Here is a 25,769-nt window from a genome sequence, read left to right on the forward strand (position 1 = left end):
TTATTCACTCCAAGTTGCGTTAAAGCGATATCCAAGTCCACGTACTGTTTCAATAGAGTTCTCAATGCCAAGCTCATTAAACTTTTTACGAAGACGTGTAATGTTTACGTTTAATGTATTTTCCTCAACGAAACTTTCGTCATCCCAAAGCGCAGCTAATAAATCTTCACGGCTCGCTGTACGAGGGAATTTAGATAATAACATTTCTGCTAAAATTGCCTCTTTCTTCGTTAAAAGAACTTGTTCAGATCCAAAATGAATTTCTGGACGTTCAGGGAATAGTTTTAAACCTTCTACTTCAACGATACGTTCAGAAATATTTGGTGCATAATCACCGTAAATACGGCGTAATTGTCCTTTAATTTTTGCCATTACAACGTCGTAGTGGAATGGTTTTGTAATGTAATCATCCGCACCGCTTTCAATTGCCATAATTTGTTCCATCTCACCAGCACGCGCTGAAATGAAAATAATTGGACAAGTAGATTCATGACGAATTTGACGGCACCAGTAGAAACCATCGAATTTCGGTAAGTTTACATCAAGTAAAACAAGATGTGGTTTCACAGCGTTAAACGATTCCATAATATCATCGAAATTCTCCGCTACCACAGCCTCATAACCGTACTTCTGAATGTGAGATTGCAGTAATGATGAAATATTTGGATCGTCTTCAACGATTAAAATTTTATACATATGTATATTCCTCCTCAAAAAAACAATTGTAGCTATAGTGTATCATGTGTTTCAAGTCTTTTCATTATGTTGAAAGATAAGCTAGTAAACAGTATAGGTTAAAAGTGAGAAAAGTAAAAAGGGCGCTGGATGAAATTGACAAATAACGTTAATTGGTTTAATATTTAGATAAATATCTAAATAAATATCTAAATGTCTAATTATCGAAAGGAAGAAAGACATTGAATCAAGCATTCAAAGCATTAGCAGATCCAACAAGGCGAAAAATTTTAGACTTATTAAAAGAAGGCGATCTAACCGCTGGTGAGATTGCTGAACATTTCAATATGACAAAACCAAGTATTTCACACCACTTAAATGCACTTAAAAATGCTGAACTTATTCAAGATGAAAAGAAAGGGCAATTCGTTATGTACTCTTTAAACACAACGGTCTTTCAAGATTTATTGACTTGGGTGTTTACATTTACGAATAAGGGGGAAGAGGGGAAATGAAAAAGCATCTTTTTGCAATCTTATTAATTGTTATAACTTGTTTAGCTTGGGCGTTTGCTTGGCCACATTTACCGGATACAATTGCAACGCATTGGAGCGGCGGTAAAGTAGATGGATATTCTTCTAAATTGTATGGAATGCTTTCTATGGTTGGAATTATGATTGTTTTATATATTTTTCTAAACGTGTTACCAAAGATTGATCCAAAGAAAGCGAACTACGAGAAGTTTTCTAAAGCTTTTATGATGATGAATAACGGGATACTACTGCTACTATTTGTAGGGAATATAGATATTATTACAAGTGGATTAGGATACAATTTATTCATTAATCGCGTGCCGGAATTATTAGTGGGTATTTTATTTATAGTCATCGGAAACTATTTACCACAATGTAAACCAAACTACTTTGTAGGTATAAAAACACCGTGGACATTAAGTAACGAAGAAGTGTGGAGAAAAACGCACCGTTTTAGCGGAAAGGTGTTTGTTGCATTGGGGATCATTATGATTTTAAGTGTTTTTGCACCAGTGGCGTGGAAATCTTTCGTAATGGTTGGAATTATTATTGGTGCAGTAGGATTAACGATGGGATATTCATATATTGCTTATAAAAAAGAAATAGGGGCCTAATAAAAAATTATGGGGGAGAGAGGATGAAAAGACACGTAGTACCATGGAGTTTAATTATTGGCATTGCAATTGGATGGTATATTGTATGGCCATATTTACCAGAACAAATTCCACGCCATTATAATGCAGCAGGAGTAGTAGATGGATATTTTTCTAAAATAGAAGCAAGTTCATTCTCGATAGGTAGTATGGTAGTGCTCTATATGATATGGCTAGTTTTTGGATTCATAAAAGATAAGTCTACACAGCAATCCAAAGTTCTTTCAGCGATTAATTATGCCATTCTCTTTATCGGATTTGGATGTAACATATTTGCACTATTAGCAGCGTCTAATTATATTGCATCGGGCTCAATTGCATTTAATTTTGGACTTGGAACATTGTTTCTTGTACTAGGTAATTACATGCAACAAACGAAGCCGAACGGGTTAGTAGGCATTCGAATGGACTGGACATTAGAAAATCCTGTAGTTTGGAGAAAAACACATAGATTTGCTTCGAGGGTATTTGTAATAGGTTCACTTTGTATATATGCCGGGGCTTTGCTTCCAGATCCATTTAATATTTTTATGGGGATTGGAATCATATTAATATGTATTATCGTATCAACAATAAAGTCATATAGTATTTATAAAGAAGAGTTGAAAATGTAAATAAAGCTGCTTTTCCTTTTAGGGAAGAGCAGCTTTGTTTTTTTTATCACTTCTTCAAAACCGGTATCCAAATTTCACTTTTAAAGTTTGGAGAAGATATATCTTTCTGTTCATTCCACAATATTTCCGGTCCTTCCGCTAGTTCATAGTTCGAAGAAGGGAACCATTCAGAATAAATACGCCCCCACACATTTTGTAATGCATCAGGAAATAGACCGACAGCTTCAAATATAGCCCATGTTGAAGCTGCGACTTCAAGTTGCGCGAATTGCTCTGGACAATCCTTCGTTGTGGCTACTCCAATATAGTAATCAAGTTCTCCTTTTTCCTCCATTCTTCCTTCAGAAAAATTAGTAGAAGCACTAATAATTCCAGTAGGTTCAATGTTCGAAAGGGACTTTAATGTTTGAATAGACTCTGGGTTTAAACTTTTCCACATAGAAGCAATTTCTTCATTTACACCATTAAAAACGATTGGTACTCGTTTTGTAATACCTATAATTCGAAATGCCTCTTTTTCTTCAATTCGATAATTCATTTCATTTCCTCCTTGAATGGATAATTGGAAGGTCATTGGTGAATAAGCCTTCAAAGAATGGCTACTATTTCGGGCTTCTGAAGGTGTTATACCGTGCAAGTTTTGAAATGCACGAGCGAATGAATCTGGTGAGTTGTATCCATATTTTATAGCGATATCAATGACTTTTACATTGCTGTTTTTTAGTTCAAAGGCAGCGAGAGTAAGACGTCTACAGCGAATATAATCAGATAGTGATATACCTGCTAAAAACGAAAACATTCTTTTAAAGTGATACTCAGAACAAAGAGCTAGCCTCGCAACTTCTTTAAAATCAATTTCATTCGTAAGGTTATCTTCAATATAGCGCATTGCAGCATTCATATTTTTAAGTGAATCCATATTATGACCTCCTCTGTACATAGAATAGCAGGAACGAAATAGCTCCATCCGACATTTCGTGCACAACTTTGTAGGTGCATTTTTTACCTTACAAAATTGTAATGTTCCTGTAAGGAGAATGAATGGATGGTATGATATCCCAATGTTATAGTAACAAAGTACTTTAATTCATTACGTTAACTTTTTGATTTCTTTACTTATGTGCCTTACATAACTGTCATGTTTGTGTAAGAAACATCGATAGTGGCAAGAGTAGAGAGTGTATATAGTTGAAAATAGAGAATAGAAGAAATGAGGGATGTCGAGATGAAAACAGTATTAGAAGCAAAAAATATTGAAAAAGTATATGACACGGGTGGTAATAAATTTGCAGCGTTAAAAGGTATTAACTTACAAGTAAAAGAAGGTGAGTTCGTTGGAATTATGGGACCTTCTGGTTCTGGTAAGACGACTTTACTAAATGTTCTTTCTACAATTGATAATGCGACGAACGGTGAAATTTTAATTGATGGAAAAGATATTGTGAAAATGAATGATGATAAGTTAGCATTATTCCGCCGCGATCATTTAGGCTTCATTTTCCAAGATTATAACTTATTAGATACATTAACAGTGAAAGAGAATATTGCTTTACCACTTGCGTTATCAAAGGTGAAAGCGAGTGAGATTGATCGCCGCGTTCTTGAAATCTCAAAGAAATTTGGCATTGATCATATTTTAAGTCAGTTCCCATATCAAGTATCTGGTGGACAGAAGCAGCGCTGCGCAGCATCACGTGCAATCGTTACGAATCCAAGTATGATTTTCGGGGATGAGCCAACTGGAGCGCTTGATTCTAAATCTGCAACAGATTTACTTGAAAGTATGAAGTCATTAAATGAATATGATAACTCAACAATTTTAATGGTAACGCATGATGCATTTGCAGCAAGTTATTGTAAACGAGTTATTTTCATTAAAGATGGTGAACTATATAAAGAATTGCACCGCGGTGAATCGACGCGTAAACAGTTCTTCCAAAAAATTGTTGACGTAATGTCTTCTATTTCTGGAGGTATGGCTGATGACCTTATCTAGCATTGCCCTCCGCAACATACAGCGGAACTTTAAAGACTACTTTGTATATTTCGCATCTATGATTTTTAGTATCGTTATTTATTTTACATTTAAAGCACTGCAATATAATTCACAAATGGAAAAAGCAGCAGAAGCTTCTAAAAAGATTAGCGGAGCGTTCCAAGTTTCCAGTGTGATGCTTATCATTTTCGTAGCGGTGTTCATTATATATTCGAACGGATTCTTTACACGTAAACGTAAAAAAGAAGTTGGCTTATATTCGTTATTAGGTATCCGTAAAAGACAAATTGGTAAAATGCTCTTTTATGAAAATATGTTAATGGGATTAATGTCATTAGTAATCGGGATTGCGATTGGTAGTGTCCTTTCGAAATTATTCCTTGAGTTATTAGTAAATATGATGGGATTAAATTTAAATGTTCATTTTGAAGTACCGATGGCTGCTATTATTGATACAGCAATTATTTTCTTTGTGATTATTTTATATACATCACTTCAAGGATATCGTTTAATTTATCGCTTTAAGTTAATTGAACTTTTCCGTGCAGAACGTGAAGGAGAAGCAATGCCAAAAGGATCTGTCATCATGGCATTAATTTCAGTTTTCTTAATCGGTTCAGGTTATTTTTTAGCGCTAATGTACATGAAAGCAGTTATGTATGCAGACTTTATGGTCGTTGCATTATATATTTTATTAGCGACAGTAGCAGGGACTTATTTACTGTTCATGTTCTTCACAGTATTTGTATTGAAACGTGCAAGAAATAATAAGTCAGCATTTTATAATGGTATGAATATGGTAACGACATCGCAGTTACTATATCGTATTAAAGGAAATGCGAAATCATTGGCGACAATCGCTATTTTAAGTGCAGTTACATTAACAGCGGTTGGTACGTCAGTTACGATGTATTACAACACATTTACGCAATCAAAAGTTGCTGCGCCGTATAGTTATTCCTATGAGAAAAAAGATGCAGCATTAGATAAAAAAGTAAATGAAATACTTGCTGGAGAGAAGAATAATCACCCAGTCACATATGAATCAGAAGTTGAAATGATTCCTGTGAAAGGAACATTTAAAGGTGAAAGAGCTGATCAAGTTCTGAACACACACTATAATGTTACGAATCAGTACCAGCTTATTTCTCAATCAAGCTTTAATAAACATGTGAAACACTTAGATGTAGAACCTGTAAATTTGAGTGCGAATGAAGCTTTCGTATATGATAGCTTATATATTGAGAAAATTGATTTTGGTCCTCTTTATACAGGAAATACAGCTGTATTCCCTGTTGGAAATGAGTCAAAAGAATTAAAAATTAAAGGTGTAAATAATAGAAGCCTTACAAATTTAAATGAACTATTTGTAATCGTTCCTGATAAAACATATGAGCAAGTGAAACAAGTAAACGAAACGCGTACTGTAAAAAATATTGATGTAAAAGGTGAGCGAAATAGTAAAGAGTTAACAGCAAAATTAGCAAGCATTATGCCAGCTGGAGAATCAGAAGTTTTAAAACCATTTAACGATTTCTATACAGGATTCCAAATGGGGCTTGAAACGACAGGCTTAATGATGTTTATTGGGTTATTCTTAGGATTAGTATTCCTATTAGCAACAGGCTCAATCATTTACTTTAAACAATTAACAGAAGCAAGTGCTGACCGTGATCGTTACATTGTCCTTCATAAAGTTGGTGTAACGAAGCAAGAAATGAAGAAAGCTATCGCAAAACAAGTAAGCTTTATCTTCGCTATTCCGTTAGTAATCGGTATTTTACACAGTTTATTTGCACTAAAAGGTTTATCAAATATATTACCATTTGAAATTATGATTCCTCTTCTCATTAGTATTGGAGTATACGGTGTCATCTATATTGGATATTACTTCTTAACGGTTCGTTCTTATTATAAGATTGTGAGTGCGAAGTAATAAGGGGCAGCTATCGCTACACGCGATAGCTGTTTTTTTTATTCTTCATAAAATCTTAAGAAACTTCCTCAATTTTTATTAAGAAACGATAGTTATACTTAGACACAAGTTAAAAACTATCGAACGAATGAGGAGAGGTTTACATGCAGCTCATTACATTTTTACATGAATTTATAAAGCATCCAAAACATACTGGTGCAATTGCGCCAAGTTCAAAAATATTAGCAAAGAAAATGGTCGATGTAATTGATTTTAATAAAGCGAAATGTATTGTAGAGTTAGGGCCTGGCACAGGGGTTTTTACGAAAGAGATTATGAAGAGAAAAAAGAAGGAAACGATATTTCTTCTTATTGAAATTAATGAAGTATTTTTCAAAGAATTAAAAAGAAAGTTTAAAGATGAGCAGAATGTCATTGTTGTACACGGTTCAGCTGAAAATATAAAGAAGTATATGGAGGAGCTCAATATAGAATGCATTGATTACGTTTTATCAGGGTTGCCTTTCACTTCTTTACCAGAAGAAGTTTCAAAGCGCATTTTAAATAATGCGATGGAAGCGATACATGAGAATGGTGAGTTCATTACATTTCAATATTCACTTGTGAAAAAAGGGTTTATACAGCATTTCTTCCCTGAAATTACACTAGAAAAAGTATGGCTCAATTTCCCGCCAGCCTACGTCTTTAGTTGCAAAAAAGAACTAAGGAGAGCATATGCATAATGGAATTACATGAATTATTATCTTATATTGAACAATACGGTTATTGGGCTTTATTTTTCTGTTTATGGTTAGGGATTATCGGTATGCCAATTCCAGATGAAATGATTGTTATGAGTGGTGGTTTCGTATCTTCAGTAGGTATATTAAGTGTTGTTCCTTCATTCGTATTAACATATTTAGGTGTTGTATCAGGGCTTTCTTTAGGATATATATTAGGGAAGGTTTTTGGAACGAAGGTACTCCATAAATTAGTGAAAAAGAAAAAAGCGAAGTATTTGATGAAATCACAAGAAATGGTTGATAAATACGGACAGTACGCGTTAGTTACAAGCTATTTCATACCAGTTGTAAGACATATCGTACCGTATTTAGTTGGAATGAATAACATGTCATTTAAGACGTATGCATTGTATTCTTATACGACAGGATTTGTTTGGACACTCGTTTATTTTGTGCTCGGTTCTTTATTTGGACAACATATTGAAAGGATTGTAGCAGCTGCGATAGAGTATGGTTTGTATTTTGGCGGGAGTATTGCATTGATTGTGAGTGTGTTTTATTTTTACAGACAAAAAAGAAATACAGTGATGAGTAAATAAAGGAGGCGGCAGCCTCCTTTTATTATTAATATGGCTTTATTTATCGAAGTGCTGATGCAAAGCCCTGTGACATTAAGAAAAAGTTAAGAAACCGCACGAGTTTTTATTAAGAAATGCTCTCTATACTTAGAAAGGTCTTATAGAAAAACATAATGAAAGGCGGAATATAGATGAAAAGATTTATTTTAGGATCATTACTTGTCATCATAGCAGGAGCGGCATATTTGTTAAATGGGAGTGCTACAGTAGATTCCATGAATCCGTTTCTTAAATTAGAATATCGTTATGCGGTAATTGATAACGATGGAAAAGATTTAGGTGGAAATAAAGGCCGTGCATACACAGTGAACACATATGATAAGGATGGAAACGAAAAAGAGATAACAATTGATGGAGTGGATACATTGCAAAAAGGTTCCTACTGGCATGTAATTACGAGAGGAAAGTCTGTGCACGATAAGGTACAAATAGAAGAAGAAATAATTCCTGATGGCGCGAAGGTGAAGTTAGGATTGTAAGTATAAACCCGGTTCTAGATGAGAGAATCGGGTTTGTTGTTTTATGGTAAAATGATAAAGGGGGAGGGCGAGAGGTATGCTACTCATTGTTAGCCTTATATTAATTGGGATTATGTGCAGTATGAGAATAGTATCCTTACATATGATAGAGCGACAAATGATAGAAGAGCGATATGTATATTGCCCAAAATGTGATGCGAAAATTAGAAAAGGGAATTCGGCTCCTTTTTGTTCGAAATGTAATTTAATATTTTAGAGAAGGTAAAAAGGAAACAACGAACATATTTCATTTCGTTGTTTCCTTTTTTTATGAAGAATAATAGCAACTTTCTATGTTCCACTGATAATTTCTATAGTTACCTCGGCAAGAATAGTGGATTTTTTTAAATAAAATCATTTTTAATAATTTTATTTTGGAGCTACAGACGTTGAAACATAAAATTGTTACTTATTAGTATCTATAACACTTTAAAGTGCGTACTTTTTATTGTGTTGTAGATAAGACATAATTACATACGTGAGAGGGAAATGAGTAGTGTAGAACTAAAAAGCATATACGTTATTTTTCATAACTATCGTGCTTTGATCGGTCATCCCTTTTCACATTATTTACATCCATTAATCATTTTTATATAAATTTTAGGAGGAGATTTTAAATGAAAGATTTATTAAAAGGTACACTTGGTTTTGGTACGGCGCCACTAGGTAATATGTACCGTAATATTCCGGAAGAAGAAGCAATTGCAACAGTGGGTGCTGCTTGGGATAAGGGTGTTCGTTACTTTGATACAGCTCCACTTTATGGATCTGGTTTAGCAGAGATTCGTCTTGGTGAAGCACTATCGAAAAGAAATCGTGACGAGTACTTCTTAAGTACAAAAGTAGGTCGAATTATTTCAGATGAATTGGAAGATCCATCTACACGTGATTTAGGTGAAAAAGGCGGACTGTTCGAATTTGGTCGTAAAAATAAAATTATCAATGACTACAGTGCGGACGCAACTCTTCGTTCTATTGAAGACAGTTTAAAACGTTTAAAAACAGATCGTCTAGATTTTGTTTATATTCATGACGTAGCACAAGATTTTTATGGAGATGAGTGGATTTCACAATTTGAAATTGCTCGAACAGGAGCATTCCGTGCACTTACGCAATTACGTGATGAAGGTGTAATTAAAGGCTGGGGCCTTGGAGTGAACAAAGTAGAAGCAATTGAACTTATGCTGGACTTAGAAGAAGCAAAACCAAATGTATCTTTACTAGCTGGTCGCTATTCATTATTAGACCATGAGCGTGCATTAGAACGTGTAATGCCTGCAGCTGTAAAAAATAATATGGACATTGTTGTTGGTGGACCATATAGCTCAGGTGTTCTTGCTGGAGGAGCTCACTTCGAATACCAAAAAGCGTCACCAGAAATCATTGCAAAAGTTAATAAAATGAAAAACCTTGCAGATCGTCATGGAATCAGTATTAAAGCTGCTGCTTTACAATTTGCATTGGCTAATCCAGCAGTTGCTGCTGTTATTCCTGGTGCAAGTAAACCGGAACGAATTGCAGAAGACCAAGCTGCATTGAAAACAGTGATTCCGGCAGCGTTCTGGGAAGAAATGCGCGAACAAAAATTGGTTGCAGCTAATGCACCACTACCAATCAACGTTAAATAAAAAGGAGAGTAATTAACATGGCAAACACTATTACATCTATTGAAATTCCAGCTTCACCTGAACAAGTATGGAAATTAATTGGAGGTTTTGATGCACTTCCAGATTGGTTACCGTATATTCCTAGCAGTAAAGTAACTGAAGGCGGACGTGTACGTCATTTAGCTAATCCTGATGGCGATGCGATTGTAGAACGTTTAGAAGCATTTAATGAGAAAGAGCGCTACTACACATATTCAATTATGCAAGCACCATTCCCTGTAACTAATTATTTATCTACAATCCGTGTTAAAGAAGGTAAAGATGCTAACACATCATTAGTTGAATGGTCTGGTAGCTTCACTCCTGTAGAGGTTACTGATGAAGAGGCAATTAATCTATTCCATGGAATTTATAAAGATGGTTTAGAGGCATTACAACAAGCATATTTAGCTTAACCAATTTATTAAACATTTGAAAGTCTGCAGTGTAATAACTGCAGGCTTTTTATGATTTTGGATTTTTCTTTTTAAGAAAATATTAAGAAACCCCGTCACTATTTGTTAAGAAAATGTATCTATACTGAATTCTGTTGCTTAAAGAGAACATCACGAATTATAACAGGAGGTACAAATAGATGAAAACAATGTTAGAAGCGAAAGGGATTTCGAAAATATATGATACAGGCGGGAATACGTTTGAAGCGTTGAAAGATATTCAACTGCAAGTGAAAGAAGGAGAGTTTGTCGGTATTATGGGACCGTCTGGTTCTGGTAAGACGACACTTTTGAATGTACTTTCTACCATTGATACAGCTTCGAAGGGTGAGATTTTAATTGATGGAAAAGATATTGTGAAGATGAATGATGATGAATTGGCGTTATTCCGACGTAATCATTTAGGATTTATTTTTCAAGATTATAACTTATTAGATACGTTAACAGTGCGAGAAAATATTGCATTGCCACTTGCTTTATCAAAGGTGAAGGCGAGAGAAGTAGAATCTCGCGTTGAGGAGATTGCAAAGAAGTTTGGGATAGATCATATTTTAAATCAGTATCCGTATGAAGCTTCAGGCGGACAAAAACAACGCTGCGCGGCATCAAGAGCGATTGTAACAAATCCAAGTATGATTTTTGGAGATGAGCCAACTGGTGCGCTTGATTCAAAGTCAGCGACGGATTTATTAGAAAGTATGAAGACATTAAATGAAAAAGATCTTGTAACGATTTTAATGGTAACGCATGATGCGTTTGCGGCAAGTTATTGTAAACGAGTTGTATTTATTAAAGATGGAAAGTTATATAAAGAATTACATCGCAAAGAGATGACAAGAAAACAGTTCTTCCAACAAATTATTGATATGATGTCTTCAATCTCTGGGGGTGCGGCAAATGAGCTTATCTAGCATCGCCCTTCGTAATATAAAACGAAATTTTAAAGATTATTTTATATACTTTGCTTCCATGATTTTTAGCATCGTCATTTATTTTACGTTTAAGGCGTTGCAATACAATTCACAAATAAGTGAAGCTGGAGATAACATTGGACGAGGATTCCAGCTTGCGAGCGTAATGCTCATTATTTTCGTTGCAATATTTATTATATATTCGAATGGTTTCTTTACACGAAAGCGTAAGAAAGAAATAGGTCTTTATTCTTTACTCGGTATTCGAAAAAAAGAAATAGGTAAAATGCTGTTTTATGAAAATATGTTAATGGGTTTATTATCATTAGTAATCGGAATTGTAATTGGTAGTTTACTTTCAAAAGGATTCCTAAAGCTACTTTTAAATATGTTAGAGCTACATGTAAATGTTCATTTTGAAGTACCAGTTGGAGCGGTTATAGATACAACAGTTATTTTTTGTCTCATCATTTTATACACATCGTTTAAAGGATACCGCGTTATTTATCAATTTAAGTTAATCGAGCTATTCCGTGCAGATAACGAAGGCGAAGTCATGCCAAAAGGTTCGAAAATAATGGCTTTCATTTCTTTATTATTAATTGGATCAGGTTATTTCTTGTCAGTAACGGCTATAAAAAATGTGAGCGGTGATAACTTTATGCCCCTTGCACTTTACATTTTATTAGCGACAGTACTTGGAACGTATTTATTATTTATGTTCTTTACCGTTTTTGTATTAAAAAGAGTGCGAAATAAAAAATCCGCATTTTATAACGGAATGAAAATGGTTACGACGTCTCAGTTACTATACCGCATTAAAGGAAATGCAAAATCGTTAGCAACAATTGCCGTATTAAGCGCAGTAACGTTAACGGCGGTTGGAACTTCTGTAACGATGTATTACAACACATATATGCAGGCGAAGAAATATCATCCAGTTAGTTATTCTTATGAAAAGAAAGATATGGAATTAGATCGTAAAGTAAATGAGATTTTAAAAGAAGGACAGAATGAAGTCATTCATCAATATGAATTAGAGACGGTAAAAGTAGTAGGAGAATACGGTGATGGCACTTCATTACAATCAAGAACAACAGAACTTATCGCACAATCATCATTTAATACAATCGCAAAATATTTAAATGAAGAAACTTTAGATTTAAAGAAGAACGAATTGTATGCATTTGATGGCATGTACAGTGAAGGTAAGAGAGATAGTGGCGTATATAAAAATCGAAAAGCTACATTCCCAATTGAAGAAGTAGCACCAGTACAAGTGAAAGATGTACAAGCAAAAAACATTACAAACTTATATGAACTTCTAGTTGTCGTTCCGGATGAAGTGTATGAGCAAGCAAAGAAGACAATTGGCTCTCATACTGTGAAAAATATTGATGTGAAAGACGAAAGAAATAGTAAAGTGTTAACGGAGAAATTAAAGAAAGTAATATCGGAAGAAGATGCAGAAGGAAGAGAGCAATTCAGTGACTTCTATACAATATTCCGCAGCGGTATTGAAACGTCAGGGTTAATGATGTTTAGTGGTATATTCTTAGGACTTGTATTTTTACTTGCAACAGGCTCTATTATTTATTTCAAACAATTAACAGAAGCACATGCAGATCGTGAACGTTACATCGTTCTTCGAAAACTCGGTGTCACGAAAACAGAAATGAAAAAAGCCATTGCGAAGCAAATGAGATTTATCTTCTTTATTCCTTTAGTAGTTGGTATATTACACACTTTATTTGCGCTCAAAGGATTAGCGACAGTTATTCCGTATGAAATTGCAGTTCCGTTACTAATTAGCATCGGGGTGTATAGTGTTATTTATATTGGTTATTATTGCTTAACAGTTCGTTCTTATTTCAGGATTGTTAGTAAATGAAAATAAGATATACAGTTTTTGAAAAAGCGAAAGAGAGCATAGTGAAAATTATGTTCTCTTTCGCTTTTTTTAGTTAAAATGAGGTGTGCATGAAAATGGTATTTAAATGAAGTGTTACATTTGGAAATTCTTATCATAGCAGGATGTTTATTAATTGGTATCACTTTAATCAGCTTCAGTATTTATCGATTTGTAAAAGAATTAAAAGAAAAAAATTCAAAGAGAGAGAAATGGAAAGTAGTAGCTGGAAATTTGATAGAGTTATTTAGTGATCCATTGCACGGAGCGCCATTCTATTTTTTAACTGGGGGTCTCTTTTTGGTAATCGGACTGTTATTTCTTTCTATGGGAATGGGCTGGCTTGAAATTGATTAAGGCGTATTAACAAAGATATTTCATAGTTGTATTGCGAAGAGGAGAGAGCAAATGCCGGTTATAAGAGATATACAATTGAGTTTTCTAAAAGTAAAAGAGCATACCAGAAACATAGAGGCATTACAGTTAACATCTACAAGCAACTACGATGAAGACATCTCTTTTGGTAAAGAGACGAGCAGTATTACTTCTTTATATTGTCGACATATGCCAAAGTTAAGAATGGATTATGAGAAAGGGATTTTGATTCATTGTGTGGATGATATTTCATTACTCGATGAGTGGGAGAAGAAATATAGAATTTTCCCTGAATATATGAATGTTTTTGTGGAGTATGAGAGTGTGAAGGGTTTTCCATATTTATCAGATAGAGAGAAAAAAGAATTAGCCCTTCAAATCGTTCATGTTGAAATGAAGCGTTTAGCTGTGAAATATGATTGGGATATAGAAGAGTTAGAAAAAGTGAAGAATAAGATACTAGAATTGAATTATAGAAACGAGTTCGTATATATAAAAAAGAGTAGTCCGAATAAAAAATACGTATGTAGTATAACATGTCAGCATGAAGTGGCTTATGCTGACGTGTACTTAGAAATAAGAGAGTATAGAACGAGGCGGTTAATCAAAAAGGAAAAGCTTATTAGAGAAGAAGATATGTATAAGATGTTTCATCATGTTAGTGAAGTGGCTTGGAAGTTAAATCATAAAGTGCTACTGATGAATGATAAAGGAAAAACTGTATGGATGTTAACCTTTTTAGAGAAAGATATCCCAGCTAATTTAGTTTGGAAGATTGAAAGAATAGATTGAAAATAGATGAGAATTGGAGTGCATATGATGGAGACACAAATCGTTATTGGAGTACCTGGTTTATGGAAAGATAGAACAGAATTAATACAAGAAGTTGTGAGTAAAAGTAACTATATATTAGCGGGAAATGTTATGCACCATAAGGAGAAAGAGATTGGCTTTGAAATTGATATATATGAACAAGACCCTTCTTTGAGAGAGGCTTTCTTCTATGCAGGTGGTGAGCGTTTTGATGAAGAATTGCTTCAGGAGTTGGAGAAGCATACTTATATAGTGTATGTTATTGCCAAAGTTGACGATAAAGAGAGATTACAAGAAGTAATTGATGTAGGAATGGAACTTTTAAATGCAGGGTGACTTGCTTTAAAAGTTGAAACAGCAGGTGTGGCTTATTCGAAAGAAGAATGGCAAGAGCTTGCAGAGAATAAGGAAATATTCCCGATGTATTCGCACCTTGTAACTTTAGTTGGAGATGAAGAGGACGGTTACTATTCATGTGGAATGCAAGCATTTAATCGACCAGACGTTGTTTTAGACGGAGGGATAGATCCGGAAGTAGCTGTAGATTTATTAAATGATTTTAACCTACATAATATATTGGAAAAACCTAATTTGAAAGATGGAGATACAATTAGTTTCACAGAAGATGCTCCAGTGTATCTTTTATCTCATTATATAGATAAACGTTATGAACAAGAGGATCCATTTTATAATCCGTGTGGGGTATGGAAGTTAGAGAGTGCTTCGGCAAAGAAATCTATCTTTCAAAAATTGGGGAGTGTGCTAAAAGGATGGAAAAATACATAAAAGAACAGAGGAGTATATGTGATAAATATAAAGCGGAGTATGTAGAATCTCCGAATGACTTGAAATTAGGAATAGCGCAAAATGTGAAAGATGGTATCGCTCCGATTAATGGGTTACGAATGCCTATAGAAAACGGAACGACAGGTTGGTACATTTGGGCTGGTGAAGAAATGGGGACAGAAGAAGATTTCTTTCTTCCTTTACACGTTCAACATATTGATGAATGGGCACCTGAAATAAAGAAGTATTTAGGGTTACCACCTGGTTGGAGATTTTTAATTGCTGGAGATTACGAGGACGTGTGGTATGATCCGAATTTGTTTGATGAAGATTTAGAAGAGGATGCAGATGAATGGGAAGAAAATATGCTACAAGAGTATGGATGGTACATGCATAGCATATTAGCAGAAGATATTGATGGCATCCATGCTAATTATCATACACATGGTCTAAGAGATAACTTTAATCATCAAGATTTACAAATAGCATTAAATATGGATCCTGAAGTCGCGCATAGTGTTTTTTGTACCATAATAGAAGAAATAAAGAGCGGAAAAAAGTTTGAACAAGGGATTGAGTATACGAATATTATTGAAGGATATCCCATTATTATGAAGTCTTTCGTAGAGATGGATCGAGAAGTTTTGAGGGTTTTATTACCTGATGAAAGAGGGATTCTTCCTACGGGGCCAGAGTGTGATGAATGTTATAAGACTCAATTGGATGATATTGAGGAGAGTTGATAAAAAAGAGCTTGAAACTATTCAAGCTCTTTTTTTATGACTATTTATGTCCTAAAATATGCTCAATCTCATGCAAACTTAATTTACTTGCCTTAGCAATCGTTTCAAGTGGTATACCAAGATCATACATATTTTTAATCATTTGAATTTTCCCCTGTTGAATGCCTTTTTCAATGCCTTTTTCAATGCCTTTTTCAATACCTTTTTTAATTCCTTGTTCCATTCCTCTTTTAATTCCTTCTGTCTCTGCATGGGCGAATTTTGCTGCTTCATCCATTAAAACTTTCTCCCTTGCGTCATAGGCTTGTCGGAAAGAAGAATCCTGACTCATACGTTCCCATTTATTTATTGCTTTTTGTAAAATAGGGTCTTGGTTCATAGCAATATCCTCCAATAGTTTAGTTAAGTGCTCATCCTCATTTGCTGAAAGCAATAAAAGCCAACGAACAAATGGATCTTTCCACGGATTTACTTTTTCTTCATGCCATTGTTCAGTTAACTTTGGAATTTCTATAATGTGGATTTCTATGTCTTCACTCAGGATTTTTTTTTGTTGTGTATTCCATAATACGCTCGTTGTATGGAAGGCTGGGTGTTCCGAAAACATTGCGAAGTTTAGTAAGTTTATGGTGATGGTTTTGTGAAGTGCACTGTAGGGCATCCCTTTTTGTAGTTGAGATGTGTATAGCCTTCCCCAATAATATAAACTGCGTTTAACCATATCGTGATTATTATTGAGTTGTATTTCTACATTAACTTTTGTTCCTGTGTCTAATGTCGCTGAAATGTCTAAAATAGATAACTTATCCTCTTCATATTCTCTGTGTAAATGTGGATCTTCTAGTTGTAGAGAAGCAATGGGCGACTCTAAAGACTCTTGTAACATAGCATTTAAAAATGCAATTAGAATATCTTCGCTACCATTCGTACCAAACAATTGTTTAAATGCAAAATCAATGCGTAAATTAACTAACTGTTGGTTGAACAAAGTTTGTCCTCTCCCTTATATGAAGGTACTTCTTTCCTTCATTGTACATAAAAAGAACTAGAGTATGCAAACAAGCCATTCTTCTATTTTTTAGTAGTTTTATTAGAATGTCACAGGTAAGTATGGTTATGTTATACTCTAGTGAAATTAAAAAAATATTTTTGTTTATATCGGGGTGAAGATGATACATATGCAAAAAGATATTTTAAAACTATTAGATAAAAAGCAAAGTAACTATGAATTTCCTGCCTTTGATAATGAATATATGGATATTTCGCAAGTGAAATTCTCTCTTTTCTTTAAAGATACTAAGGATTGGTTAATGGTGTTTCAACTTGTTGGTGTAGGTTCATTAGGTGTATGTAATGATATTCAAGTATATGGAGATAGAATTACTCATTCAATGGGTGATGATTGCATTTTACAATTAAATGATGGCAATTATGAGTTATTTAATGATGAAGGTGAATTTATGCCGAATATTTATAACGGCAGTTTAAAAATTCGTGAGCAGCATTTTGAATATGAATTTACAGAAGAGGATTATATAAATAATGGAATAGAAGTACAAACGACAGAGCATTATCCAACATACTTTATGCGTATGCTTGCTACTAATGAAGAAGTTAGAACATTATTATGGTGGAGTAAAGAAGAGATTTTAGAAGAGTTCGGTTTAGAAGGTAATTGGGAACTAGCGTATGAAACGGAAGAATGGAAACATGTTGAAGACGAAAAAGTAAGTGAAAATGAATTCTTCCAATCAGTAGCCGCTGCAATAGAGAAGAAAGATCCACGTATTATTGTGAAGAAGGATTCTAACACGCATTGGAGAAATTGGGTAGCGTTTGATTGTGACTGAAAAGGATAGGAGAAAGAATAATAAATGAAAAGAAGAAGAAAATCCGGAGAAAAAGTACAAATGCATCGTTTTGCACTACCTCTATGCTACGGAAGTGAAGCACCATATTATTATTACGAGGTAGCGCCCCATGAAAGAGAGGAACGCTTCCATTTAACATCAGAACTTTGCGTAATGGACGATGAGCATTACTTTATTAGAGGTTGTTTAGAGATTCCTATCATTGACTACCACGAAAACTTCATATGGACTGTTTGGGTATCACTTAGTAAAGAAAGTTATGATGAAGTATTAGAAAAGTGGGATGAGAGAGGCCGAGAAAATAGTGATCCTTATTTTGGGTGGTTATCTGTAGAAATGCCAGTTTATCCAGAAACATTAAATTTAAAAACAAATGTACATATAAGAGAAGTTGGAACGGCACCGTATGTTGAATTAGAGCCAACCGAGCATCCTTTAGCAATCGAACAAAGAAATGGAATTACTTTAGAGAGAGTTAAAGAAATACAAGAAATGATTCAAAGACATAGCTAGATTAGAAGAGAAAAAACGAGTGCTAGCACTCGTTTTTTTCTTTACACAACCGCAGGATTATAAATCATCGTAAAGTGTCCTGGTAATAATTCAATGTGACAAGGTGTATGAAGCGAACTTTCTCCATCTGTATCTACTTCTTTTTCTTCTTTCGTTTCAATATGAATGGATTTTGCTTTTACGTGGAAGATGTCATTTTCATTTGAATCCTCGAATAGTTTCTTTCCGATGTAATCTTTAAATGCTTGAATACCTGTTGATTTGACTACGAAAATATCAAGTGTTCCGTCATCACATTTTACGTTCGGAATAAAGGATGGAATACCACCAAGATATTCACCATTTCCAACCATGACAAGGACAGCTTCGTCTTCATATACTTGTCCGTCATAAGTAATTTTTACTGGGAATGTTTCAGCATTTTTTACAGTTCGAATTGTGCTTAAATAGTAACCGATTTTACCAAGCTTTGCTTTTTCATCTGCATCGATATTGTTTGATACTTCAGATACGAGACCAATCCCCCAGAAGTTTAAGAAATGTTGTCCATTTGCTTTTGCAACGTCAACTGGTTTTATATGTTCTTCTGTAATAAGTTTTGCCGCTTCTGCAATGTTTTGCGGAACGCCAAGTGTGCGAGAGAAGTCGTTGCAAGTTCCGCCTGGAATGATTGCAAGTGTAGGTCTAGTTTCAAGAGGTGCTAAGCCATTTGTGCATTCAAATACAGTGCCGTCACCACCAAAGACGATAATTAAATCTACTTTACTAGCAAACTCTTGGCAATATTTTGTTGCATCACCTTGTTTTTTCGTATGAAGGATATGTAGATCAGGAAAAGCTGCGGCAAGAGGTGGTACGATTTTCGTTAAATTTGTATGTAAGTCACCTTGACCAGCTTTCGGATTTACGATGAGGAGTACTTTTTCAAATTTTGTCTTTGTCATTTTTTTCTCTCCCTTTGTCTTTTACGAATTGTGATAGAAAATAAACTTCCACCAGTAATTGATGAAAGTTTATTTTATTATATTATTCCGTTACAACTGAAGCGATAAATGGTAAGTTACGATATTTTTCCGCACAGTCGATACCGTATCCAACGATAAATTCGTCTGGAATTTGGAAGCCAACATATTCAGCTTTTAAGTCCACTTTACGACGCTCAGGTTTATCAAGTAGCGTACAGAATTTTAACGCTTTTGGTTTATGCATAAAGAAGTGATCTTTTAAGAAGTGAAGTGTTAAACCAGAATCGATAATGTCTTCTACGACAATTACGTTTTTGCCAGTAATGTTTACGTCGATATCTTTTAATAGTTTTACTTTTCCAGTTGTTTCTGTTTGATTTCCATAGCTAGATGCAGAAATAAAGTCGATTGTTACATCGTTTTTAATGTGACGAATTAAATCAGCAGCGAATACGAAAGATCCTTTTAGTACAGCGATGACTACGATTTCTTCTCCTTCAAAGTCACGTTCGATTTGAAGTGCTAGTTCTTTTACTTTTTCTTGTAATTGTTCTTCAGAAATTAAAGTGTCTTTTATTTCAATATTCATTGTAATCCTCCTACAGTGTAAAACTTATGAACATTTCGACTGTAAAGGATAGAATAGAAAAAGTCAAAGGAGATAGTAATTTTTTACAAAGATAACGACAAAATCATCTGATGATATGATATACTAAGTATATTAAGAAAACGCTTCCATAAAGGGTGAATATGATGAAGAAGAAACAGTACACAAGTGTAACATTTATAAAAGCATTACTTTTAACAATTGTTCTTGGCCTGTTGGCTTACGTAATTGATGTACCTGCGATTCGTATTTCATTAATTGGAATGACTTTAGTGTTAGGAGCAATTTCGCACGGTATGATGTCGCAGCTAAAAGAAGCTGGACTTGATGATATGAGAGATCATATAGATAAAAAGTAAGAAACCTTCATTATATAGAGTGAAGGTTTTTTTGTTTCTTACAAAAATGTAAGGTAGTTGTAAGGCAAATCGATAGTTGCATAATAGCATTTTGGATAAACTATAGGTGTAAGGTAAAAGGCAAGCATATTTTAGGTAAATTAAGTTTTAGGCACTCTATATGTGAAAAAGGAGTAGGAGGGCATGGAGAAACGTTGGACGACCTTTTCTTTTTTAGCGACTAGTAACACCGTAATGCTAGATGGAAAAATGGATTTTTTGCACTTGTTTGATCGTGAAGATGATCATTCTTCTTCTAAATTTACAATGAAATGGAATAAATGGAGCGAGAGTTGTAGGTTTGAAGAAGAGGCCCCTAACGAAGAGCAAAAGATTATTTTAACAAACCCTATTAAAGCGTGGGTTGTTCAACGTCGTAAGTGTAACGTCAAAAATCACTTCAAGAAAACTGAGCCGAGACAATTAGTTATCGCTCCAGCCCGTTCTACTTCCAAATCACGCGAAAGTAACATGTAAATAATTGAGACACACACCCGAAAAAAACATCGTATATATTGCGATGTTTTTTTCTTTTTCTACAATGAAATCTTTAAATGAAATATATTTCATCTGCATCTTATATTTATATCTCTTGCTTATTCTAGTAATACATCCGGTGCGAGTTGATGAGAATAAAATATAAGGAGAGAATGAAAATGAAAAAGAGACTATTACCAATTTGTGCAATGGCACTTTTAGCAGTAGGATATTCTTCAGTAGCGAGTGCAGATACTGGAACAGTAACAAAGGAAGAAGCACAAGTGCAACAAGATAAAGCTAAAAAAGAAGAAGCAATAAAAGCTGAGAAAAAAAGTGAAGAAGAGAAAAAGAGAATAGCGCAAGAACAGTTAAAAAAAGATATGGCAAAAAAAGAAGCAGCGATAAAAGCCGAGCAAAAGAATGAAGTAGCTAAAAAAGAAGTAGCAAAGCCAGTTGTACAAGGTGAAAAATTACCAAATACAGCATCAAATAATGTAGCAATGATGGGATTAAGTGCATGTCTTGTAGCGGTAGGTACATTATTTGGTTTGAATCGTCGCAATAAGATTAAAGCGTAAATAAAATATTTTCCTATAAAGAATGGGATAATTTCATATATTAAAAATGGTAGGTTACTCCTACCATTTTTGGCATGGAGGAATGAAGAATGAAGTTACTCAATTATATCGGTATCATATTGATGGCTATAGGGCTATTCATGGGATCCTATTATGCTGTGGAATGGTATAAAGGAAGAAGCTCTGCCGGGCAATTAACTGCAGAAGAAATAAAGAGTCTTAAAAATATACAAGATACTCAACTTTCTCGTGAAACACCTGTAACTTCTCAAGTGCCTTCTTCTCAAACAGAACATAAAGAAGGAGAAAAGGTAGCGATGTTAAACATACCAAAAATAAAGAAGAAGTTTTCTATATATTGGGGAGCGGATGATACGACTTTGAAAAAAGGAGTGGGTATGTTCGTTAGTGATTTAACGACAACTCCATCTGGAGGGGGACATACTGTACTAAGTGGACATCGAGATACTGTATTTACAGATTTAGGAGAGTTGAAAGAAAAGGATACCCTTGTCTTAGAGTATGATAATAAAACGTACACATATGAAATTCAAAAGACATGGATTACTCATGCGGATGATCGTACTGTTATTATAAAAAAAGAAGAACCGATATTAACACTGACAACTTGTTACCCATTTAATTATATAGGGAATGCACCAGATAGATATATTATCGAGGCGAAGTTAACTGGCAGTTATTCAAAGTGAAATTATAGTTTCTGAAAGCGGGAGGGGGATATATAAATTATGTCAAAAAATATTTTAATTGTTGAAGATGAAGACATATTACGTGAAATATTAAAAGATTATTTTTTAAGTGAGCAATATGTAGTGTTTGAAGCGAGGGACGGGAAAGAGGCTTTAGTTGTATTTGAAGAAGAAGAGGTTGATTTAGTTATTTTAGATATTATGTTGCCAGAACTCGATGGATGGTCTGTTTGCCGAAGAATTCGAAAGACGTCCGAGGTGCCTATTATTATGCTGACGGCGCGCGTAGATGAAGACGATACGTTACTCGGTTTTGAACTTGGGGCAGATGACTATGTGACGAAGCCGTATAGTCCGCCAATTTTATTAGCAAGAGCGAAAAGGTTATTAGAAAGCAGAAAAGTGACAAAGCAACTTTTAGAGAATGAAGATGATACATTATCAATCCACGGTATTCACGTTCATTTTCCGTCTCGCACTGTTACGGTAGATAGAACCGATATTAATTTAACGCATACAGAATTTGAAATATTAGCGTATTTCATGAAAAATCAAGGAATTGTTTTAACGCGAGAGCAACTCATTTCAAGAATTTGGGGATATGAATTTGCTGGCGATGATCGAACGGTGAATAGCCATATTCGTAATTTAAGAAATAAATTAGGAGAGAAAGCAAAGTATATTACAACTGTAGTACGAACTGGTTATAAATTTGAGGGGAATATATGAGAAAAGGGATTGTTCTAAAATTATTTACTCTTACAACAGCATTATGCATGTTAATTTTAGCGACGATATTTATTGGACAAACGATATTTTTTAAACAATATTATGCGAATCGAAAAGTGGAAGATATTAAAGTGAATTTAAATTCCTTTGAGAAGAACTATTTAAATCATGCAGGAAATGCAGAAGAAATTCAGAAACTAGAGCAAGACTTTTTAAGAGAAAATAATACGTGGATTACGACATTAGATAAGAACGGGAATTTAAAACATGCAGATGATTTTTATTTTGAGGTAACGATAGATCGTAGGCAACAAAAGAGCTTTGGACAACAAATATTTAAAATTCCTTTAGGCAATCTCGTCAATATAGAGGAGATTGATAATAAATTATCGGAGCATTTTTTAGGGCAAGAAATTTATTTTTCTGGAGTGAGAAAAGAAGATAGTTTTATTCCATTCTCTTTTTCTTTATCTAAGCAGAATTTAAGCGGATCTAATAAACCGTTAGAAAAAGCATTTAATGAGAAAATGAGTAAATTAAATGAGGAGAAAAAGAAAGCAGCTGTGGAACAAGTTGGTAAGGAAAAGAAGCCGGCTGTTCGGGAGCAAGCTGCTCAAGAACCAGATGTTTACATAGGAGGGCGTGTTACGAAAGTACAGTTTCCAGATGTAAAAGGCCCCGTAAATCCAATTTATAAAAACACTTTATTTTTGGATAGTATAAAAGAATTTCAAACGGATGTGTTACTAAAAGAGAGTAATCAAATAGAGTATTCAACAAAGACAATGGACTACGAAAAGAATGATATAAAATATAAATTATTAATGAAACCAATAAAAGAAAAAGACGGATCGGTAACATATATTTATGCGATGGCTTCTTTACAGCCGGTAGATGAAGCTGTACAAATGGTGCAAGATTATTATATCTATATCATTGCATTTGTAGTCGTTCTTATTTTTTTAGCTTCGTTCTATTACTCAAAACAAATTGCAAAGCCATTATTGAAAATAAATGATACAACAAAGAAAATAGCGCATTTAGACTTCACAGAAAAAATACCGATTACTTCGAAAGATGAAATTGGAGATTTATCGAAAAATATTAATGTGCTATCAAATAAACTCCATTCGCATATTGGACAGTTAGAAGAAGATATTGAAAAGGAAAGAAAGTTAGAAAAGACGCGAAAAGAATTCATTTCTGGTGTTTCACATGAATTAAAAACACCGCTAAGTATTATGAAAAGCTGTATTTCTATTTTAAAAGACGGGGTAGCTGAACATAAAAAAGAGTATTATTTTCAGGCAATGGAGAGAGAAGTAGACAAAATGGATACGTTAATTTTGGATATGCTTGAGTTAGCTAAATTTGAATCTGGTACATATAAAATGAAAAAAGATTCGTTTTATATTGATACAGTAATTGAAGGTATATGTGAACATCTATCTGTGGAAATAGAGAAAAAAGAACTTCATATTCATAAAAATATAAGTTCATTTGAAGTGATTGCAAATCAAGGCCGGATTGAACAAGTCATCGTGAACTTCATTACGAATGCTATACGATATACACCAAATAAAGAGGATATTATTATTTCTACAATAGATGAGAAGAATCGTATAAAAGTGTGCATTGAAAATAAAGGTACTCATATTGAAGAAGAGCAATTAGATAAAATTTGGGATCGTTTTTATCGCGTGGATACAGCTCGTCAGCGTTCACAAGGTGGGACGGGGCTTGGGCTTGCTATTTCAAAGAATATTTTAGAACTACATGATGCTGAATATGGGGTAGAAAATACAGAAGATGGTGTATTATTTTATTTCTATTTACCGAAAAAAGCGTAGACAATATGATCTATGCTTTTTTAATTTATTTTCATATTATCTTTACCTAATCTTTATTTTTAATCAGTATAATTTGTTTAGAAAATGAGGTTATGTAAGGAGTCGATGAACCGTGCATAGCAATTGGCTAAGTATAATGGTATTTATTTTCTTTTGCGCATTTATTGTATTTTTAATTGATATTACGATATGAAAAAAGAGCGCTCATTAAGCGCCCTTTTTTTGTGTATTCATTTGATAAGCACTGATGCTCTTGAATAAGCGTGGTGAAGTAATAAATAAAAATATAAGTAAAACGGTACATAAAATAAAAGAACCAAGCATTGTACTTCCATTTACGATTAATGAATATAACACAGCTGATTGACCTTTCGGCGCATATTGTCCCCAGAAAATAATGCCGGCAATAAAGTGGCAGAAATAGCGAGCAAAGCTACCGATAAATGTAGCAAGGATAATATAAGCAAGGACTTTCTTACCCTGATTTTGTTTTGATGAAGGTTTGTCTTTACGGTTACCTAAATTTGATTGTTCTAAGCTATTTTCATTGGATGTTAAAAGTGCTTTTTGAATTGGACGATAGAATAAGCCAGCAAATCCGATAAAAGCAAAGGCAATGAAGTACTCAATGAATGCTTGAACAGGTGTTAAAATATAAGCATCTCCCACGACAATTTGTAATAGTCCCCAAACTAAACCGCCTAAGAAAGCTGATTTAAAGCCCCAGCGGTAAGCAATAATAAAAATAGGAATCATAGCGAATGAGATAGAACCGCCTGTTGGAAGTTTAAGTGATAATGGTAAAATATCGATAATCATGGCGAAGGCTGCAAGAATAGCAGATTCGATCATCGCTTGTAAATTGGTGTTACGCATGTTGTCTCCCCCTAAATCCAAGTTGTACAAAAAAGAATAGATATCATAGGAGGATACGAAATACGTAAATAAAAATGAGGTATGTATTTCGGACGTTTGCACAATCCCTGCGTTAGCATTAACTAACAGGTTCGAAGGGTCGGAACGAAGTGTTCCCTCTCAGCGGCATGGCTCCCCCAGCGATAACGAAATTCTTTATTTGTTATTGTTTATTGTAAGCGAAATGGATGAGAATGGCAAACGAATACAGTATGACAATAATTGAAATA

Annotated in this window: 30 protein-coding genes, 1 pseudogene and 1 riboswitch; of the genes and pseudogenes, 25 read left to right on the forward strand and 6 right to left on the reverse strand. The window is 34.2% G+C overall.

The window, feature by feature from the left end:
- Positions 1-696, reverse strand: coding sequence for a response regulator transcription factor (locus MR136_RS22960; protein ID WP_000276738.1), 696 nt, complete (start codon positions 694-696; stop codon positions 1-3).
- A 221-nt stretch (positions 697-917) separates the two neighbouring features.
- Here MR136_RS22960 and MR136_RS22965 point away from each other — a divergent pair, with 221 nt between their 5' ends.
- Genes MR136_RS22965 through MR136_RS22975 form a run of 3 tightly spaced genes read left to right on the forward strand, consistent with a single transcriptional unit; the run spans position 918 to position 2,475 of the window.
- Entirely contained in the window at positions 918-1,190 is a 273-nt protein-coding gene (locus MR136_RS22965; RefSeq protein WP_001070523.1) for an autorepressor SdpR family transcription factor, read from the forward strand.
- Positions 1,187-1,822, forward strand: a complete 636-nt coding sequence (locus MR136_RS22970; protein ID WP_000716355.1) for an SdpI family protein — start codon at positions 1,187-1,189, stop codon at positions 1,820-1,822. Before MR136_RS22965 ends, MR136_RS22970 begins: the two co-directional genes overlap by 4 nt.
- Before the next feature lie 23 nt (positions 1,823-1,845).
- Positions 1,846-2,475 carry an SdpI family protein gene (locus MR136_RS22975; RefSeq protein ID WP_000820683.1) on the forward strand — a complete coding sequence of 210 codons (630 nt, stop codon included), beginning with the start codon at positions 1,846-1,848 and terminating at the stop codon, positions 2,473-2,475.
- A gap of 46 nt (positions 2,476-2,521) precedes the next feature.
- On the opposite strand, the gene MR136_RS22980 is transcribed toward MR136_RS22975, so the two are convergent.
- Positions 2,522-3,394: an AraC family transcriptional regulator gene (locus MR136_RS22980; RefSeq protein ID WP_000377713.1), complete on the reverse strand. Its 873-nt coding sequence runs from the start codon at positions 3,392-3,394 to the stop codon at positions 2,522-2,524.
- 306 nt (positions 3,395-3,700) lie between these two features.
- Between MR136_RS22980 and MR136_RS22985 the strand changes: the two genes are divergently transcribed.
- From MR136_RS22985 to MR136_RS23050, 14 genes and pseudogenes are all read left to right on the forward strand, one after another.
- Positions 3,701-4,471: an ABC transporter ATP-binding protein gene (locus tag MR136_RS22985; RefSeq protein ID WP_000859655.1), complete on the forward strand. Its 771-nt coding sequence runs from the start codon at positions 3,701-3,703 to the stop codon at positions 4,469-4,471.
- On the forward strand, positions 4,458-6,407 hold the full coding sequence (locus MR136_RS22990) for an ABC transporter permease (RefSeq protein WP_017674407.1): 1,950 nt from the start codon (positions 4,458-4,460) through the stop codon (positions 6,405-6,407). Before MR136_RS22985 ends, MR136_RS22990 begins: the two co-directional genes overlap by 14 nt.
- A gap of 143 nt (positions 6,408-6,550) precedes the next feature.
- Positions 6,551-7,129, forward strand: coding sequence for a class I SAM-dependent methyltransferase (locus MR136_RS22995; protein WP_001176064.1), 579 nt, complete (start codon positions 6,551-6,553; stop codon positions 7,127-7,129).
- The gene (locus MR136_RS23000; protein ID WP_000418945.1) at positions 7,129-7,728 is read left to right on the forward strand and encodes a DedA family protein; all 600 of its coding nucleotides are present in this window, start codon (positions 7,129-7,131) and stop codon (positions 7,726-7,728) included. Before MR136_RS22995 ends, MR136_RS23000 begins: the two co-directional genes overlap by 1 nt.
- A 170-nt stretch (positions 7,729-7,898) precedes the next feature.
- The gene (locus MR136_RS23005) at positions 7,899-8,246 is read left to right on the forward strand and encodes a YxeA family protein (RefSeq protein ID WP_000819387.1); all 348 of its coding nucleotides are present in this window, start codon (positions 7,899-7,901) and stop codon (positions 8,244-8,246) included.
- Between the two features lie 76 nt (positions 8,247-8,322).
- Positions 8,323-8,502, forward strand: coding sequence for a hypothetical protein (locus MR136_RS23010; protein WP_000924676.1), 180 nt, complete (start codon positions 8,323-8,325; stop codon positions 8,500-8,502).
- A 400-nt stretch (positions 8,503-8,902) separates the two neighbouring features.
- A complete protein-coding gene (locus MR136_RS23015) occupies positions 8,903-9,913 on the forward strand; it encodes an aldo/keto reductase (protein WP_098770698.1) in 1,011 nt (336 codons plus the stop codon).
- A gap of 17 nt (positions 9,914-9,930) precedes the next feature.
- Positions 9,931-10,347 (forward strand): SRPBCC family protein, encoded by a 417-nt coding sequence (locus MR136_RS23020; RefSeq protein ID WP_016079934.1) that lies wholly within the window; start codon positions 9,931-9,933, stop codon positions 10,345-10,347.
- A 179-nt stretch (positions 10,348-10,526) separates the two neighbouring features.
- The gene (locus MR136_RS23025) at positions 10,527-11,297 is read left to right on the forward strand and encodes an ABC transporter ATP-binding protein (RefSeq protein WP_000855633.1); all 771 of its coding nucleotides are present in this window, start codon (positions 10,527-10,529) and stop codon (positions 11,295-11,297) included.
- Positions 11,284-13,188: an ABC transporter permease gene (locus MR136_RS23030; RefSeq protein ID WP_088338505.1), complete on the forward strand. Its 1,905-nt coding sequence runs from the start codon at positions 11,284-11,286 to the stop codon at positions 13,186-13,188. Before MR136_RS23025 ends, MR136_RS23030 begins: the two co-directional genes overlap by 14 nt.
- Before the next feature lie 120 nt (positions 13,189-13,308).
- Positions 13,309-13,563, forward strand: coding sequence for a hypothetical protein (locus tag MR136_RS23035; protein WP_000404317.1), 255 nt, complete (start codon positions 13,309-13,311; stop codon positions 13,561-13,563).
- Positions 13,564-13,614: 51 nt separating this feature from the next.
- Positions 13,615-14,373, forward strand: coding sequence for a hypothetical protein (locus tag MR136_RS23040; RefSeq protein WP_016125892.1), 759 nt, complete (start codon positions 13,615-13,617; stop codon positions 14,371-14,373).
- A gap of 27 nt (positions 14,374-14,400) precedes the next feature.
- Positions 14,401-15,180: pseudogene (locus tag MR136_RS23045) on the forward strand (DUF4261 domain-containing protein).
- Positions 15,165-15,923 carry a DUF4262 domain-containing protein gene (locus MR136_RS23050; protein WP_088338503.1) on the forward strand — a complete coding sequence of 253 codons (759 nt, stop codon included), beginning with the start codon at positions 15,165-15,167 and terminating at the stop codon, positions 15,921-15,923. Before MR136_RS23045 ends, MR136_RS23050 begins: the two are co-directional and overlap by 16 nt.
- Before the next feature lie 40 nt (positions 15,924-15,963).
- Here the strand turns inward: MR136_RS23050 and MR136_RS23055 are convergent, their stop codons facing one another.
- Positions 15,964-16,911, reverse strand: a complete 948-nt coding sequence (locus MR136_RS23055) for an Rpn family recombination-promoting nuclease/putative transposase (protein ID WP_063220433.1) — start codon at positions 16,909-16,911, stop codon at positions 15,964-15,966.
- 190 nt (positions 16,912-17,101) lie between these two features.
- On the opposite strand from MR136_RS23055, the gene MR136_RS23060 reads away from it, so the two are divergent.
- Together MR136_RS23060 and MR136_RS23065 are read left to right on the forward strand one after the other, a co-directional pair.
- On the forward strand, positions 17,102-17,773 hold the full coding sequence (locus MR136_RS23060) for a DUF7003 family protein (protein WP_001168101.1): 672 nt from the start codon (positions 17,102-17,104) through the stop codon (positions 17,771-17,773).
- Positions 17,774-17,797: 24 nt separating this feature from the next.
- Positions 17,798-18,307, forward strand: coding sequence for a DUF2199 domain-containing protein (locus MR136_RS23065; protein ID WP_000830214.1), 510 nt, complete (start codon positions 17,798-17,800; stop codon positions 18,305-18,307).
- A gap of 41 nt (positions 18,308-18,348) precedes the next feature.
- Here MR136_RS23065 and MR136_RS23070 read toward each other — a convergent pair whose 3' ends face one another.
- A complete protein-coding gene (locus MR136_RS23070; RefSeq protein ID WP_000167893.1) occupies positions 18,349-19,251 on the reverse strand; it encodes a diacylglycerol/lipid kinase family protein in 903 nt (300 codons plus the stop codon).
- A gap of 82 nt (positions 19,252-19,333) precedes the next feature.
- Entirely contained in the window at positions 19,334-19,861 is a 528-nt protein-coding gene (gene hpt, locus MR136_RS23075) for a hypoxanthine phosphoribosyltransferase (protein ID WP_001019304.1), read from the reverse strand.
- A gap of 161 nt (positions 19,862-20,022) precedes the next feature.
- Between hpt and MR136_RS23080 the strand changes: the two genes are divergently transcribed.
- The 6 genes from MR136_RS23080 to MR136_RS23105 all read left to right on the forward strand — a co-directional run bounded on the left by MR136_RS23080 (position 20,023) and on the right by MR136_RS23105 (position 24,624).
- Positions 20,023-20,238, forward strand: a complete 216-nt coding sequence (locus MR136_RS23080; RefSeq protein ID WP_002001286.1) for a hypothetical protein — start codon at positions 20,023-20,025, stop codon at positions 20,236-20,238.
- Positions 20,239-20,421: 183 nt separating this feature from the next.
- A complete protein-coding gene (locus MR136_RS23085) occupies positions 20,422-20,754 on the forward strand; it encodes a hypothetical protein (protein ID WP_000415613.1) in 333 nt (110 codons plus the stop codon).
- A 179-nt stretch (positions 20,755-20,933) separates the two neighbouring features.
- Complete coding sequence (locus tag MR136_RS23090; RefSeq protein ID WP_242259628.1) at positions 20,934-21,335, forward strand: LPXTG cell wall anchor domain-containing protein; 402 nt, start codon at positions 20,934-20,936, stop codon at positions 21,333-21,335.
- A gap of 89 nt (positions 21,336-21,424) precedes the next feature.
- Entirely contained in the window at positions 21,425-22,045 is a 621-nt protein-coding gene (locus tag MR136_RS23095; RefSeq protein WP_000771595.1) for a class D sortase, read from the forward strand.
- 39 nt (positions 22,046-22,084) lie between these two features.
- The gene (locus MR136_RS23100) at positions 22,085-22,774 is read left to right on the forward strand and encodes a response regulator transcription factor (protein WP_000041856.1); all 690 of its coding nucleotides are present in this window, start codon (positions 22,085-22,087) and stop codon (positions 22,772-22,774) included.
- The gene (locus MR136_RS23105; RefSeq protein ID WP_242259629.1) at positions 22,771-24,624 is read left to right on the forward strand and encodes a sensor histidine kinase; all 1,854 of its coding nucleotides are present in this window, start codon (positions 22,771-22,773) and stop codon (positions 24,622-24,624) included. The genes MR136_RS23100 and MR136_RS23105 overlap by 4 nt, the downstream gene beginning before the upstream one ends.
- Positions 24,625-24,831: 207 nt before the next feature.
- Here the strand turns inward: MR136_RS23105 and thiT are convergent, their stop codons facing one another.
- Positions 24,832-25,500 carry an energy-coupled thiamine transporter ThiT gene (gene thiT, locus MR136_RS23110; RefSeq protein WP_001246588.1) on the reverse strand — a complete coding sequence of 223 codons (669 nt, stop codon included), beginning with the start codon at positions 25,498-25,500 and terminating at the stop codon, positions 24,832-24,834.
- An 86-nt stretch (positions 25,501-25,586) separates the two neighbouring features.
- Positions 25,587-25,688, reverse strand: a riboswitch (TPP riboswitch).
- Positions 25,689-25,769 lie beyond the last annotated feature (81 nt).

The sequence above is a fragment of the Bacillus cereus group sp. BfR-BA-01311 genome (genome assembly GCF_022664295.1).
Lineage (GTDB): Bacteria > Bacillota > Bacilli > Bacillales > Bacillaceae_G > Bacillus_A > Bacillus_A cereus.